The sequence below is a fragment of the Fructilactobacillus sp. X7R7C1 genome (assembly GCF_059901065.1).
The window spans coordinates 217,927-233,376 of the sequence record NZ_JBWXVF010000002.1; the positions used below are offsets into that span (position 1 = coordinate 217,927).

Genomic DNA, 15,450 nt, shown 5'->3' on the forward strand with positions numbered 1-15,450 from the left:
TTTTCTGTTTATCTAATTATTTTGTAAAACATACTTTTTAATAACCCGTTCGGTTGCATACCCATCATTATAAGTGTTCCAGTGTTTATTAAAATTAGTAAAATCAATTTTTTGATTATCCACAATGGCTTTATTCAACTGATCAACCTTAGTGATTGGTTTAGATGGTAACCACTGTAAGAAATCCTTTTGAATTCCTGGGTCTTTTTCGTATTGTTCTAAATCAAACATAAAGAAAATCATTGATCGTGCTTGTGGCAATAAACTAAAATCAAAGGCAACTGAAGAATAGTCCGTTACAAGTGTGTCACAAACTGAAAGTAAATCAGACGTTGAAAGTTGATTATAAAAACGAATATTTCCGTTTGAAAACTTTCTAATACGTGCTTCCTGATCCCTGAGTAAGGGATGAAGTTTAACCACTGTAATCGCATTTGGATCAGCGGTCAATGCTTCGCCAATACTTTTTGGAGGTTCAAACTCTAGACCATCCCGATATGTTGGAGCATACAAAATGACCCTTTTACCCTTTAATTCTGGAGCAACCTGATAAACACGATGTCTGGCAACTCTTCTCCAGCGTTCCTTAAACAATCGATCCGAACGTGGATAGCCTAAATATTTCATTTTACTAGGAACTTCATGATAACTGCGTTCAAAGATCTTTCCCATCGCTTTTGAAGCTACCACAAAGTCATCAAAATGATTGTATACACTTTGAAATCTAAGTCTATCGAAAAACGATCTTTTCTTGGTCGTGGGATCTTCCCATCCAAAACATTTAATGGCACCATCAGCATGCCACAATTGAACAATTCTCATCTTACTCTTTGGTCGTACTAAACCAGCCAAAAATGGGAAGTAATTATCACAGAACAAAACTCGAGCTGACATTAATTGAGGAACGGTAAATAACGCAAATTTAGCGTTTTCATTAAAGGGAATCGTCTTGATTCCAAATGCACTCAAATCAGTTGCTGCAGCTTCAATTTCGGGTTCGTATAATACGACTAATTCTTGTCCAATGGGCGTGTTAGCGGCAATCTGTTTAATCAACCTAAGGTTATTATCGAAACTCATAACATAATATATATTTTTCTTTGGTCGAAAATAAAAAATCGCAGAAACTATTTTAATTAACCATGTATACATGACTTTCACTTAAACCACCATTTTCAATAATTACAATGAGACATTATATCATAAAGAAAAAACCGGGACACTCTAACTTAATAAGCTATTTTCGCTTCTTTTCATAGAAATTCCCTAGTACCTTATCAACATCCACAACCACTCCAAATGAATCTGGATCAGATTCATTTAAAGCCGCTTCAAATTCGGTCATTTCATATCGTGAAATTGAGGTGAACAAAACCGACTTTTTTTTATGGTTATAGGCTCCCTCAGCATTATGAATAATCGTAATACCTCTCCTAAGGTGATTTTGAATACTATCAACCACCGTCTTAGGACGATCAGTAACTACCATTACTTGCACGATTTGTTGCCTTGTATATGCCAGATCCATCGCTTTCGCGTTAACTAGGACTCCAATTGCTGAATAAAAGGCATATGGCCAACCATAAAAGAATCCCGCTGATAAGATGATAAAAGTATTGAATATCAGATTAATTGTCCCAATTGATTTACCGGTTTTACGTTGGATAACAATTCCTAAGATATCTAACCCACCAGTAGAAATCCCATTTTTAAGCGACAGACCCACTCCAAATCCGTTAATGGCACCACCAAAGATAGCACAAATCAATGGATCCGTTGTCAGAGTCAGTGGCTGTAATATTTTGATCATAACACTGGCAACCACAACGGAAACGAACGTAAACATGGTAAACTGATGACCAATTTGTTTCCAAGACAAAATAAACATTGGAATGTTCAGTAAGAAAAGTCCCAAGGCAGCTGAAATTGTAAATGGAAAATACCGTTCTGTAAGAGTATCCAATAGCTGTGCAAAACCGGTAACTCCTGAAGAATAAATGTGTCCGGGAGTCCAAAAGAAATTCATCGCAATTGAAACCATGATTCCGTACACGAAGGCGGTCGAGAACTTAGATATGTACTGATGTCGCTTTAAAATTTTTTGTACGTCGTCCATTTAAGTAGCCCCTGATCATTTAGAAATTCATAACTAGTATACCATTCCAAAATTTAAAAAAAATAAAAAGTTGTGGGGTTACCACAACTTTTAGCTAATATTTAATTATCCTTTTTATCGACTGAAATGCCTAATTCATCTAACTGTTTGTCAGAAACAGGTGTAGGAGCACCAGTCAATGGTTCAACTGCCTTTGAATTCTTAGGGAAGGCAATTACATCTCGAATATTACCACGATGTGCTAATAACCTAGCAAAACGATCTAATCCAATTGCCAAACCACCATGTGGTGGAAAACCATAATCTAATGCTCTAAGGAAATACCCAAATTGATTCTCCGCACTTTCCTTAGTAAATCCGAGGGCTTTAAACATCTTTTCTTGAAGATCACGGGTATGAATACGAATTGATCCTCCACCAAGCTCCAGTCCATTCAGAATAATATCATAACTTTGAGCATGCGCTTTGTGGGGATCTTCTCCATCATTTAGGTAATGTTCGTCACCTACATTTGGCATCGTAAATGGATGGTGAGCAGCAACCCAACGCCCAGCACCCTCATCATATTCAAATAGTGGCCAATCAACAATCCAAAGGAAATTATACTTGTCTTCTGGAATCATATTTAACTCATTGGCAATGGCAACCCGGAGGTATCCTAAAGTATCAGCCACTACCTTACTCCGATCAGCAGCAAATAATAACAAGTCACCGTCTTTTGCCCCAGTGGCTTTTTTAATTTTACTTACCATTTCTGGATCTTTAAAGAATTTAGCGATTGGGCCAGAGAATCCATCATCAGTGACTTTCATCCATGCAAGTCCCTTAGCGCCAAAACGCTTTACGTATTCACCGTACTTATCAATATCTTTTCTTGAGAATTTTGCTGCACCACCAGGAATAGCAATGGCTTTAACCTGACCACCATCTTTAATTGCTGAATCAAATACCTTAAAGTCGGACCCAGTAACTACGTCCGAAAGATCCTTTAATTCCATCCCAAAGCGAGTATCCGGTTGATCTGTACCAAATCGGTCCATTGATTCCTGCCAAGTAATCCTCTCAAAGGGCAAATTAACATCAACGTCAACCGTATCTTTCATGACTTTTTTAATTAATCCTTCTGTGATTTCCTGAATTTCTTCAGCAGAAAGAAATGAAGTCTCCATATCAATCTGGGTAAATTCTGGTTGACGATCACCCCGTAAGTCTTCATCTCTGAAGCACCGTGCAATTTGATAATAGCGATCAAATCCAGCTCCCATCAGTAACTGTTTAAACTGCTGCGGAGACTGAGGTAATGCATAAAATGATCCCGGATATACTCTTGATGGGACTAGGTAGTCTCTTGCTCCCTCTGGAGTTGAAACCGTTAGATCTGGGGTTTCAATATCGATAAATCCATTCTCGTCAAAATACTTGTGAGTAGACTGTAAGATCCGATTTCGGATCAATAATCCCTTTTGCATCACTGGACGTCTAAGATCAAGATAACGATACTTTAATCTTAAGTCATCAGACGCATTGATATCATTTTTGATTTCAAATGGGGTTTGCTTGGAGGTGCTTAAAACCTTAGCGTCAGAAACATCAACTTCAACTTTTCCGGTATGGATATCCGGATTAATTTCTTTTTCTGCTCTAGCAACCACTCTTCCTTTAATCTGGATAACATACTCATTTTTAACTGATTCGGCTACTTTAAGGGCTTCTTTGCCATTTTTTTCATTAAAAACCAACTGAACGATCCCAGCACGATCACGTAAGTCAATAAAAATAAGACTTCCCAAGTTACGCTTTTTAGCAACCCATCCATCTAAGACTACTTCTTGATCTAAATAATCCTCGTTAACGTTTCCAGCATACGTTGTTCGCTTCATGTACTAATCTTCCTCTCATTTAATTGAGTCAAAAGCATAAAAAAAGCGCACCATGTAATTACAAGGGCGCAATTAGCACGGTACCACCTTTTTTAGTTTCTTTTGTTTATTCATTTTACCTCGATGCGTCTTTACCATTTTTAGGACACGCCCTCTCAGCACCTGGACGTTCTCTTCAGACCACTAAACGGTTACTATTCATCGTCAACAGTATTTTAAATCACTTTAAGACTAATAAAACCCACATAAATTGTCAAGATTCTAGTGAGTATTTTTATTATATGCTTAAACAAAAAGACAAAAAAGTTATACTATTATGAGTAATCGTATCATTAATGAGGTCGAAAAGATGAATATAAATTTATACATAAAAAATAAACGCGGTTTTTACACTACTTTGATAATTGTGGGCGTAACCTTGATTATCCTTTTAGTTATGTTAATAAAAAATAATGTCAGTATTGGCTTTAATAACCTGGACATAAAATCCGGTCCAGGGATTGAATATCGTACGGTCAAAACCATTAATCGAGGAACTAGACTTCAAATTCTAAGTGAAAAAGACAACTGGTACAGAGTTGTATATCAAAACCAAAAAATTGGTTGGGTACCTACTTGGTTAGTCAATAATCGTAAGCTTAATAAAGCCACTAAACTATCAGAAACAACCATCGTCTTAGACCCTGGTCATGGAGGAAGTGACTCGGGTGCACTATCAACCAGCGGGCAAAAAGAAAAAAACTACACCCTTAAACTAGCCCAACAAGTCGCAAATAAGCTGCGTAATCGTGGTGCGCATGTTATCATGACAAGGGATTCAGATAAGACGGTTAGTCTATACAAACGACCCGATTTTTCAACTGATAATCATGCCAATTTATTCGTGAGTTTCCATTTTGATTCATCCAGTACCGATAATACCGCAAGTGGATTTACCAGCTACTACTATCATTCAGGAAAATCAAAACAATTGGCATCTGACATCAATTCCAATATGGATGATGTTCCCCTTAATAATCGTGGTGTCCAAGTTGGTAACTATTTAGTGATTAGGGATGTCTCAATCCCATCGGTTTTACTCGAAATGGGGTACATTAATAATGACCATGACTTTAGTAAGATTAAAAATGCTAGTTACCAAAATCTCGTTGCAAATGATGTAACCAATGGAATCAATAATTATGTAAACAAGACTTATTAGAAGGGAGTTTACTATGAAAAAATTAAATCAAGATTGGATTACTCAATTACCATTAAAGAACGTTGAATCGTTAACTCCGGTTTCAGGCGGAGACATCAATGACTCATATCAAGTTAAAACTCCAGATAAAACTTACTTTATGAAGGTCCAGCCTAATCGTGGAAAAGTATTCTTTGATCATGAAGTTGAAGGAATTCACTTGTTATCGAAAGCGGCCAACGTACCAACGGTAGTAGCATCTGGTGAAATTGATGGTGACGGCTTTTTAATCCTAGACTGGATTGACGTTGGTTCTGGAAACCAATACGATCTTGGCAAAATGGTCGCAAACATTCATAAAATTCATAACGATCAGTTTGGATTAGACCAAAACTTTGATGCTGGAAAAATACCAAAAAATAACACCTGGCAAGACACTTGGCAAAAATTCTACGTCGAACAACGAATTGATCCGTTGGTAAAAATAGCAAAAGAAAAAGGCCGCTGGAATGATTCCAGAGACCAACATTATCAAGTTATGAGACAACAAATTATTGACTACTACACAAAACATCCCAGTACCCCAAGCTTGCTTCATGGAGACCTCTGGTCTGGAAATGCTATTTTTACAGCTAATCATGAGCCGATGTTAATTGATCCAGACGTTTATTTCGGCGATCGTGAATACGACCTTGGTGTAACAACCGTCTTTGGTGGATTTAACCGCGATTTCTACCGCGGTTACAATGACACCTATCCAATTGAACCGGGTTTTGAAAACCGGGTCGGTTGGTACCGCTTCTATTACTCACTAATGCACGTTGTATTATTTGGGGAGACATTTGGACCCTTATTAGACGGCGTGCTAAGCTCATTTAATTAAACTTAACATATCGTTAAAATCATGAACTACGTAATCTGGGTCTCCTGATTCAGCAATTACGTAGTCAGGATCGAAAAGGATGGTTTTAATTCCGACATTATGACCTGCATCAACATCCAAACGTCGATCACCAATCATAAAAGTATCAGATCGATCTAAATTCATCTTTTCAATTAAATAGTTCAAAGACTCTGGATCAGGTTTCCTTTTAAAAGACTGTTTGCTGGTAACAAAACCAGTAAACAGTCTTTTTAAGTCAAAATGATCAAGTAGAGTTAATGCTTGGTCATCTCTATGAGTTAAAAGTCCGTTCTTTCCATCCGTTTTTAAAACTTTTAACAAAACATATTGAACCCCTTTAAATGGCTTTGCTAACATAACTTCATCAACTTCAAACTTTTTATAGTCTTTTAGAAATTGATCTCGATTAAGATTAAATTCAGCGCAATATTTGGTCTCAGCTGAGCCCAATGAATGAACTCGCATATCTTCATAGATTGACTCAGGATCAAAGTTAACATCACTCACTCCATTCTCAGCTAACGCCTTACAAAACGAAGTCACCATGTACGGGTAAGTATTAAAAAGTGTTCCATCAAAATCCCAAACTGCATTTGTCATGTTAAATCTTTCCTTTTTTCTGATAATTCAAAATAAATGTGGCAGGACCATGGTTCTCTAAATCAACGTTCATATCGGCACCAAACACGCCAGTTTCAACTTTCAATCCGATCTCTCTGAGTGCGTCATTAAACTTTTCGTAAATGAGTTTAGCGTGCTCAGGATTACCAGCTCCAGTGAAAGTTGGGCGATTTCCCTTTTTGGTGTCAGCAAGTAATGTAAATTGCGAAACAGAAAGAATTGAGCCGTTAACTTGCTGGATGTTTAAATTCATCTTGCCATGCTCATCTTCAAAAATCCTTAGATGAGCAACCTTATGAACAAGATGATTAATTTCATCTTGTGCATCGGAATCTGTAACCCCAACTAAGATCATATATCCGTTACCTATTTTCCCGTTTATTTTACCATCAATACTTACGCTTGCATGATTAACTCGTTGAATCACTAATTTCAATCTTCCTCATCCTTCCGTTCGTTTAACTTCATAAACATCAGGAACAGCACTCACACTATCAATAATGCGATTTAGTTGTTGAATATTTCTTACGCCCACAGAGACTCGGATAGAAACAAGGTCTTCGTGAATGACCTTTCCTTCAACTGAATTCAAATTCTTAGTAGCAGAATTAACTCGTTTTAAGATATCGTTTAAAAGACCACTTCGGTTGTACCCTTGAATCTCTAAATCACTACTATAAGTAATGACATTATTATCAGTTTTACGCCAACTAAGATTAATAATTCGATTATTACCATTCTTTGCTTGAATTAAGTTAGGACAATTACTTCTATGAACTGAGATACCATTTCCCATTGTGATGTATCCTTCAATGTCATCTCCTGGAACCGGATCACAACAACGACTGATATGAACTAATAGGTTGTCAACGCCTTGAATCTTGATGTTATCTTCTGGTTTCTTTCCTTGTTCTGCGTCCTCACTCTCATGTGAGATGGTTTTATGACCTTCTAATACATCACGTTCGGCATCTTTTTGTCGTTTCTTCTCAATTTCATCTTTTTCTGGTTCTAGTAAACGATTAACAACTCCGTTAGGTTGAATATCACCAAACCCAATGGCTGCATATAAATTATCGATACTTGTATAATGCATTTCATTGATAACACGGGATAAATTATCATCAGTTAAAATGGTAGCCGGATCAAATCCAGAATCGACAATTTCTTTTTCAAGTATTTCTCTTCCAGAATTAATGTCATCATCGTGACTACTCCGTTTGAAAAATTGCTTAATCTTATGCTTAGCACGACGCGTTTTAACCATGCCCATCCAGTTTTTGCCAGGACCGTCGGAGCTACTGGAAGTGATAATATCAACAATATCTCCATTTTTAATTTCATAATCTAGGGGAACTAATTTACCATTAACTCGTGCCCCTGTGGTTGAATTACCAACATCCGTATGAATTGAGTAAGCCATATCAATCGGAATTGACCCCTTGGGTAATTCAATAACATCACCTGATGGAGTAAAGGCATAAACTCGGTCGCTAAATAAATCCCCTTGGACACTATCCATGAAATCAGAGGCGTCCTCTGACTCCTCTTGAATTTCAATGATCTTTTTAAAAAGATTGAGTTGAACATTGTTTTTATTACTTTCAACCTCGTCCTTTTTACCTTCTTTGTAAGCCCAGTGAGCAGCAACACCGTATTCAGCAATTCGATGCATTTCCTCAGTTCGAATTTGAATTTCAAGTGGTTTGCCTTCAGGACCAACAACTGTAGTATGCAACGATTGATACATATTAGGTTTGGGCATTGCAATGTAATCTTTAAACCGATCTGGAAACGGTTTCCATTCAGTGTGGATCGCACCTAAAACTGCATAACAATCCTTTACTGATTTCACAATCACCCGAACAGCCAGTAGATCATAGATTTCTTTAAAATCTTTATGTTTGTCATGCATCTTCCGATAAATGGAGTAGATATGTTTAGGCCTTCCATAGACTTCTCCCTTGATTCCCAGTCCTTTTATCGCTTGTTGCACCTTTTTTACAGCGTTATCAACATAGGCCACTCGCTCATTCCGCTTAGAATTCATCAAATCAACAATTTGATAGTAATCATCAGGCTTTAAGTAACGCAAAGAAAGATCTTCTAATTCCCACTTAATCGTTCCAATTCCGAGCCGATCGGCTAAAGGGGCATAGATATCTAAAGTTTCTTGAGCAATTCGCTTTTGCTTATCTGGGCGAAGAGCATCTAACGTTTCCATGTTATGCAATCGATCTGCTAATTTAACAATCATTACTCGAATGTCTTTGCACATTGCTAGTAATAGTTTCCGGTGATTTTCAGCAAGTTGTTCTTTACTCGATTTATACTTAATCTTACTAAGCTTTGAAACTCCATCAACGATTAATGAAACGTGTTTACCAAAAAGTTCAGTAACATCTTCAATCGTTGCACCGGTGTCTTCAACCACATCATGAAGAAAACCAGCCGTGATCGTTTCTGCATCCATATGAAGATCAGTTAAAATGCCTGCCACCTCAACAGGATGATTAATATAAGGCTGCCCAGAAGCACGTTCTTGCCCCTCATGAGCAATTTTGGCAAATTTATATGCTTTTTTTATCATTTGAACATCACTATCATCAAGATACTCAGAAGCATCACGAAAGATTTCTTGTGGTGTCCATTCTTTAATTTTCGACATTATATCCTACTCACCTTGTTTTAATTCTAATATAGTTGAAACGGCTGATAAAAAATATAAAGGTGCTGATTCAGTTCGCAAAATCCTCGGCCCCAATCCGACGGGCACAAAACCATCTTGCTTTAATTGTTCGATTTCTTTAAGTGAAATTCCACCTTCAGGTCCAAAAAAAGCGGTCAAGCTTTTGCCAGGCTTCATTTCCGACACACATTCATACAATTTACTGTTTTCACCCTGTTTAGCCGATTCCTCATAGGCCACAACTTTTTGATCACTACTAAGTTTTTTTACCTTAGTGATTGAATCGGTGTACTTCACCATTGGAATAACATTTCGGTGAGATTGTTCGGCAGCACTTTGAGCAATTTTTTGAAGTCTCTTAATCTTCTTAGGTGCCCTATTCCCCCATTTAGCAATTGACCACTCAGTAGGCACAAAAATAATCTCACTGACCCCCATTTCGGTTGCCTTTTGCGTGATGAGGTCGGCTTTGCTCGCCTTCGGAATTCCACAAATAATCGTTACTTTAACCGGAAGTTCAGTATTTTGACTAGTTACATCAACAATCTTAATTGTTGAGGCCGTTTCATCAACTAATTCCCCAATATAAATAATATTTTGACTAGAAACAAACTCCGCCTTGGTTCCAGCTTTTGCTCTCATAACCCCAACAAAATGATGTGCCACATCGTTTGGAAGTTTAACAATTTGACCCACTTTTAGTGGCTTATCTAAAAAGTAGTGTTGCAATTAATTAACCTCAATATCTTTCTTTGCAATTACTGATCGCCAATCATCCATACTTAAAACTTGATCAACCTTAAAATGATGTTTTTTTAGCGCGTCAATCACTAGCTCTAATTTATCGGCAATAATACCGGAAGTAATGAACACGCCACCTTCATTTAAACATTGTTCTGCTTGCGGGATTAACGGAATGATAATCTCAGCTAAAATATTAGCTACCACAATATCTGCTTTTTCATCGATTCCATTTAACAAATTATTAACACTAACGTTGATTCCCTTCATCCCAGAATTTAATTCAATGTTTTTTTCAGCTGATTTAACGGCCACCTTATCGACATCATAAGCATTTATATTGCCAGCACCAAGTTTCCTCGCTGCAATACATAGCACTCCAGATCCAGTTCCAACGTCAAACACTCTTTCGTTTCCTCTAATAACAATCTCAAGTGCTTGCATGGCAAGTTTAGTAGTAGGATGGGTGCCGGTTCCAAATGCCATTCCAGGGTCTAATTTTACCATCAACTCGTCAGAGCTTTTGACATCATAGTCTTCCCAACTTGGGACAACGGTTAAAAATCGTGTCACCCGTTCTGGATGATAATACTTTTCCCAAGATGTCGCCCAATCCTCATCTTTTACATCATGAACATTTATCACATTTTTACCAGGATTCAAACCGAACCGCGTTAAATCAGCAACTTTTTCATGAATCTTTTTTACGGTCGCATCTACCTCAATATCATCCTGAAAATAAGCACTTACTTTAGCGTTAACTAGATCGTTATCAGCTTTAGAATCTCCCAATTCATACTGATCCCAATTAGATTCTCGTTTTAAAACCTCATAATCATTTCTATCATTAATCTGAACTCCATTTGCTCCAAAGTCCATTAAAATATTAGCGACCGCATCAACTGCTTCGTGACTGGTTTCAACTGAAATCTCGACTAAGTTCATTGTTATCCCTCATTCTTTTTATAAAAAAAGCACCCGTTAATTGGATGCATTATTTTTATTGTCCTCAATTTTTTTAAGCTTCTGCTCGTGTTGTTTCAAATGACCAGCCAAATACTTAAGCAATCCTCGTTCTGTCTTAAAAATCCGAGGATGCTTTTGTTTATGCAATCGAAGATCAATTTCCTTAATTCTTTGTCGCCCTGTCCATCCATGGCCATAACGAATAATGAGCCGATTATTTAAATTATCTTTACCGAAGCGAAATACATAGACGTTATCTGGAGTAATTAACGGTCTGATATATGTTTTTTTGTAATGATATCCTTGATCGCGCAAAAATCTTTTAGTTTGATCTAACATATTCATCCTCCTCTCATATTTTTAATAAAACTCGTTCTTAAAACCTTTAGTCTATATCATAATGGAGATATATTTAATTGGCAAGCATCTAACTTCCAGCAAACAAAAAGACGTGTATCGCCACGTCTTAATATAAACATTCAAACTATAAACTAAACAATTTGACAGAATTCAATTTTTTCGTGGTTAGGCCCATAAATGTTAAAGAAACGGATTCCCTTATCCCAGAATGGACGAGTATCAATTTCATCTTCCTGAACATCTAAGCCCATTTTCTTAGCTTCTTTAAACGCTGCGTCAGCATCAGTAGTGTTTAATGAGATATGGTTAATAGCGCCATCTTTATCAGCAACTGGATCGCCCTCCCATGTCTCAATCATTAAATTGCCATACTTCATAAAAGCACAACGATTTCCTTGATACATGAATTGACCAGCTTTATCAAAACCTAACTTCTTATAAAAATCAATCGTTTCATCTAAATCTTTTGCTGGAATACCAACATGTTGGATGCCGGTAAAGTAATTACTAAGTGCCATAATAATTCTCCTTATGATATATTTTTCACCATATGTGAAATCTCTAACAACTACATTGTAAGACATTAACGATAAATAATAAAGCCATCATCCTAGTTTATTTTATTAATTTAGCACTCACAATTTCATTCCATTTAAGAATTTGGTCTCCCACAATTACTAAGTTCTTATAATACCCTTTCATCCTACCGATAATTTGTTCCACTTTTAGTTCGTTTTTGTCATAATAAGCATACTGTAGTTCCACTTTCAGTCGACTGACAAATGATTTTTGCAGAATTTCATCAATTTTTGAGTGATCCATCTGATCATCTAATTTTCTGGTTTGCTCATTATCCTTTTCTTTCTTTATTTGATTTAGTTTACTGGTATGATCTGATAAAAAATAACCCTGCCATTTTTTAATCCCACGATCATGATAATCAAACTTAAAAAAATCATGTACAGCTTCTTCGTTCATAACGTTCTCCTAACTTTAAGTTAATCTTGAATTTTCTTCTGTGAATCAGGCCAAACCATGTCATCAAAATTACGATAATAAATGGTTAACAGGTTATATTCAGTTACATAATTAACTACCCTTTCTAAAAGTTCTAAGTCATAATCAGAAATAACATAGATTGGCTGCGATCGTTCCTGTTGATACTTCTTCTTAGAACTCAAAAACCAATCGTACTCTTTATCAAAGGTGTTATTAACAATCATCATCCAGTAGCGGGTCTTAGGAATTCGCAAAAATAGATGATTAATATGGGATAAAACTTGATTCCCAATAAAAATCACATCATTACTCATAAGAATTGCCTCCATTGTGTCCGCCAACCAAATTAGATCTTGAAATTGCGGTAGCACCGACACACAAACTATTGGCATTTAATAAAGCCGTGTTACCAAACCGTTTTCGAATTTGATCACCGGTTTTATTTAACACATTTTGTTTAATCATATTTTGATTATCCTTAAATAGGTTTAATTGTTCTCCGCCCTTATTTGAGAGATGACTGTAGTAAACTCCAATATTTCGCACAACTTCACCGTGCCAGTTCCTTTCAAACAATTCAATTAAATAACGACCAAGGTCATGATCATCATCTGTTGGTTCAACTTTCATTGACTGAGAAAAACCATTGCTACCAGTAAGCTGTTTTATTGAAAAAGAAAAGCCAACCCATAACGTCACACATCCGACTTGTAGTCCATGATTACGAATTCGTGAAGCAACCTGACTCGCAATTTCTCTAATAACAACTTCAATCTCATCCCGTTTAACGTAATCACGTGGAAGTACCTGAGAATTACTGTAACTTTTTTCTTTAGTATGCAGGGGTTGTCTCAAGTTACTTCGATCAATTCCCCATGCAGTGGCAAATAGCTGTAATCCAATGACTCCCATTTTTTCTTTCAACAGATACGGGTTAGCATGCGCCAATTCATATATATTATTAATATGAAGTCGCTTTAGATGGACTTTGGTTCTTTTTCCAATTCCCCAAACATCCGTTAGTCTATTGATATTCCAAATCTTATCAGGAACATCTTCGTAATGAATCTCACCAATCAGGTCGTAATCATGCTTTGCATAAACGTCTAACGCTAGCTTAGCTTGAACGGGATTGTCACCAATCCCAACCGTTGTATACAGTCCTAAACGGCTTCTGACCTCCTCTTGAATTTTAAGAGCCACTTCCCTCAAACTACTACCAAACAATCTCCAAGTATGAGTCATATCCAATAATGACTCGTCAATTGAGTATGGCAAAATGTCATGTTCATCAGTAAATTCAGCAAAAATATCATTAATTTGTAGATTCTTTTTAATGTATAAGTTCATTCGTGGAGGAACAATCAACAACCTTTCATCATCAGGAAGATCACGCTGACGACTAACGTTGCTAATCCCAAATAACTTTTTTGCCATAGGAGAAGCTGCCAGTATTAATCCGCCATTTGTATTAGCTTGTTCCGACATAACCACCAAAATCGAACGAAGTGGATTAAGTCCACGTTTAACACTCTCACAACTTGCATAAAAAGACTTGTTATCAATGAAAAAGTAAACACCATGAGGTTCATCATCATAATTCAAAATATCACCTACCGAACATCTGTTCGTATTAAATATTACTATCTTTCATTTGCTTTGTAAATATAATTTTTTGCTTTTATTTTTTATGATATTCTAATTGTATTAAGTAGAAACGGAGCATAATAACCATGCATCGAATCAAGAAAGCAATAATATTAATCGGCTGTACCTCATTACTGTTCACTACTCCGGCAGTAATTCTGTCTGCTTCAAAATCTAGTAGATCAGAATTAATTTCCCAGAAAAAAGCACTCATTGAACAGAATCAACAACTATCAAAACAAATCAATCATACGGAAAATGATCTAAACAGTAGATATGTATCGATTAACCCAGTCTCAAATGTCAAAACAAACGACTCCGATACCTTAAAAACAAAACCTACACCAAATCATCAAGATCAAAGTAATAGCAATGACATCAATACTTCAAACGCTCAGCGAATCGTTGGAAATAAAAATTCACACATTTATCATGTCCCTGGCCAAACGGGTTACAAAATTAACAGCCAAAACGTCATCTACTTTAATTCGGAGGCAGACGCACAAGCAGCTGGATATCGGAGGGCTAAACGATGAAAAAGTTCCTGCTATTTCCAATCATGGTATTATCCTTATTACTTGCTGGATGTTCACAACAAACCAATTCAAAAGAACATAAAAGCCCCCATGATAATGAAAGTACCCAGCAACTTGAAAAAAGCATTAATCAACTTCAAGGGCAAGTTGATACTAAAAGATCAAAGCTTAAAAAACTTCAATACCAATTGAAGCATGCACCAGATTTAAAATTAAGTGACTTAAATTACGACGGAAATCAAGAAGTAGAAGTTGATCACAATAATCCTAATTTTTCTACTGAAGAATTGCGTAATGAACACCCCTGGTTACGATTTAGTAACCTTGATCATCTTAACCGAGCCACCGATGCTAACGGTATGTTAAACGTTAAAACAATGCCCACTAAGAAACGTGAACCACTTACCTTTAATCCCACTGGATGGCACAATAAACACACCAACAGTGGTTGGTTATATAACCGAAGTCATCTGATTGGTTACCAACTATGTGGTGAAAACAATAATCCCAAAAACTTAATAACTGGGACAAGGACGTTAAATTCCCCATTAATGCTTTATCATGAGGATGATATTGCTACTTATCTAAAAGAAAATCCAAATAACTACGTTAGATATCAGGTCACTCCGATTTATCGAAATAATGAATTATTTAGTCGTGGTGTCCAAATGAGAGCCCAATCAGTCGGAAGTAATCAAATTCACTTTAACGTGTACATTTTTAACGTCGAGCCAGGATACAATATTAATTATCAAACTGGATACAGTACCAAATCATAAAAAAAGGACAGTGACCATCTAGTCACTGTCCT

General features: G+C 36.5%; 17 protein-coding genes. 4 read left to right on the forward strand and 13 right to left on the reverse strand.

Annotated features, from left to right (window positions below; translation table 11 throughout):
• Positions 1 to 12: 12 nt before the first annotated feature.
• From AC6UDC_RS04050 to aspS, 3 genes are all read right to left on the reverse strand, one after another.
• Entirely contained in the window at positions 13 to 1,161 is a 1,149-nt protein-coding gene (locus AC6UDC_RS04050) for a CDP-glycerol glycerophosphotransferase family protein (RefSeq protein WP_500721463.1), read from the reverse strand.
• A 76-nt stretch (positions 1,162 to 1,237) separates the two neighbouring features.
• Positions 1,238 to 2,116, reverse strand: coding sequence for a YitT family protein (locus AC6UDC_RS04055; RefSeq protein WP_500696644.1), 879 nt, complete (start codon positions 2,114 to 2,116; stop codon positions 1,238 to 1,240).
• A gap of 101 nt (positions 2,117 to 2,217) precedes the next feature.
• On the reverse strand, positions 2,218 to 3,996 hold the full coding sequence (aspS, locus tag AC6UDC_RS04060) for an aspartate--tRNA ligase (RefSeq protein ID WP_500707082.1): 1,779 nt from the start codon (positions 3,994 to 3,996) through the stop codon (positions 2,218 to 2,220).
• 349 nt (positions 3,997 to 4,345) lie between these two features.
• Between aspS and AC6UDC_RS04065 the strand changes: the two genes are divergently transcribed.
• Both AC6UDC_RS04065 and AC6UDC_RS04070 read left to right on the forward strand, forming a co-directional pair.
• Positions 4,346 to 5,197, forward strand: coding sequence for an N-acetylmuramoyl-L-alanine amidase family protein (locus AC6UDC_RS04065; RefSeq protein WP_500696642.1), 852 nt, complete (start codon positions 4,346 to 4,348; stop codon positions 5,195 to 5,197).
• A 13-nt stretch (positions 5,198 to 5,210) separates the two neighbouring features.
• Entirely contained in the window at positions 5,211 to 6,059 is an 849-nt protein-coding gene (locus AC6UDC_RS04070) for a fructosamine kinase family protein (protein ID WP_500696641.1), read from the forward strand.
• Here the strand turns inward: AC6UDC_RS04070 and AC6UDC_RS04075 are convergent.
• The 10 genes from AC6UDC_RS04075 to AC6UDC_RS04120 all read right to left on the reverse strand — a co-directional run bounded on the left by AC6UDC_RS04075 (position 6,048) and on the right by AC6UDC_RS04120 (position 14,061).
• Positions 6,048 to 6,680 (reverse strand): HAD-IA family hydrolase, encoded by a 633-nt coding sequence (locus tag AC6UDC_RS04075; protein ID WP_500721467.1) that lies wholly within the window; start codon positions 6,678 to 6,680, stop codon positions 6,048 to 6,050. The two genes, AC6UDC_RS04070 and AC6UDC_RS04075, sit on opposite strands and share 12 nt — an antisense overlap.
• Before the next feature lies 1 nt (position 6,681).
• On the reverse strand, positions 6,682 to 7,137 hold the full coding sequence (gene dtd, locus AC6UDC_RS04080; RefSeq protein ID WP_500707080.1) for a D-aminoacyl-tRNA deacylase: 456 nt from the start codon (positions 7,135 to 7,137) through the stop codon (positions 6,682 to 6,684).
• Between the two features lie 6 nt (positions 7,138 to 7,143).
• Positions 7,144 to 9,369, reverse strand: coding sequence for a RelA/SpoT family protein (locus tag AC6UDC_RS04085; protein ID WP_500706419.1), 2,226 nt, complete (start codon positions 9,367 to 9,369; stop codon positions 7,144 to 7,146).
• A 6-nt stretch (positions 9,370 to 9,375) separates the two neighbouring features.
• The gene (locus AC6UDC_RS04090; RefSeq protein ID WP_500707079.1) at positions 9,376 to 10,119 is read right to left on the reverse strand and encodes an RsmE family RNA methyltransferase; all 744 of its coding nucleotides are present in this window, start codon (positions 10,117 to 10,119) and stop codon (positions 9,376 to 9,378) included.
• Positions 10,120 to 11,076 (reverse strand): 50S ribosomal protein L11 methyltransferase, encoded by a 957-nt coding sequence (prmA, locus tag AC6UDC_RS04095; protein WP_500707078.1) that lies wholly within the window; start codon positions 11,074 to 11,076, stop codon positions 10,120 to 10,122.
• 36 nt (positions 11,077 to 11,112) lie between these two features.
• Positions 11,113 to 11,436 carry a hypothetical protein gene (locus AC6UDC_RS04100; protein WP_500695594.1) on the reverse strand — a complete coding sequence of 108 codons (324 nt, stop codon included), beginning with the start codon at positions 11,434 to 11,436 and terminating at the stop codon, positions 11,113 to 11,115.
• Positions 11,437 to 11,588: 152 nt separating this feature from the next.
• Positions 11,589 to 11,975: a VOC family protein gene (locus AC6UDC_RS04105; RefSeq protein WP_500693823.1), complete on the reverse strand. Its 387-nt coding sequence runs from the start codon at positions 11,973 to 11,975 to the stop codon at positions 11,589 to 11,591.
• A gap of 97 nt (positions 11,976 to 12,072) precedes the next feature.
• Positions 12,073 to 12,435 carry a hypothetical protein gene (locus AC6UDC_RS04110; RefSeq protein ID WP_500707077.1) on the reverse strand — a complete coding sequence of 121 codons (363 nt, stop codon included), beginning with the start codon at positions 12,433 to 12,435 and terminating at the stop codon, positions 12,073 to 12,075.
• A 20-nt stretch (positions 12,436 to 12,455) separates the two neighbouring features.
• The gene (locus AC6UDC_RS04115) at positions 12,456 to 12,770 is read right to left on the reverse strand and encodes an acetyl-CoA carboxylase (RefSeq protein ID WP_500707076.1); all 315 of its coding nucleotides are present in this window, start codon (positions 12,768 to 12,770) and stop codon (positions 12,456 to 12,458) included.
• Positions 12,763 to 14,061, reverse strand: a complete 1,299-nt coding sequence (locus AC6UDC_RS04120; RefSeq protein WP_500707075.1) for a Y-family DNA polymerase — start codon at positions 14,059 to 14,061, stop codon at positions 12,763 to 12,765. Before AC6UDC_RS04120 ends, AC6UDC_RS04115 begins: the two co-directional genes overlap by 8 nt.
• A gap of 128 nt (positions 14,062 to 14,189) precedes the next feature.
• Between AC6UDC_RS04120 and AC6UDC_RS04125 the strand changes: the two genes are divergently transcribed.
• Both AC6UDC_RS04125 and AC6UDC_RS04130 read left to right on the forward strand, forming a co-directional pair.
• Positions 14,190 to 14,639 carry a sunset domain-containing protein gene (locus tag AC6UDC_RS04125; RefSeq protein ID WP_500695590.1) on the forward strand — a complete coding sequence of 150 codons (450 nt, stop codon included), beginning with the start codon at positions 14,190 to 14,192 and terminating at the stop codon, positions 14,637 to 14,639.
• Complete coding sequence (locus AC6UDC_RS04130; protein ID WP_500721469.1) at positions 14,636 to 15,418, forward strand: DNA/RNA non-specific endonuclease; 783 nt, start codon at positions 14,636 to 14,638, stop codon at positions 15,416 to 15,418. The genes AC6UDC_RS04125 and AC6UDC_RS04130 overlap by 4 nt, the downstream gene beginning before the upstream one ends.
• The last annotated feature ends 32 nt before the right edge of the window (positions 15,419 to 15,450 follow it).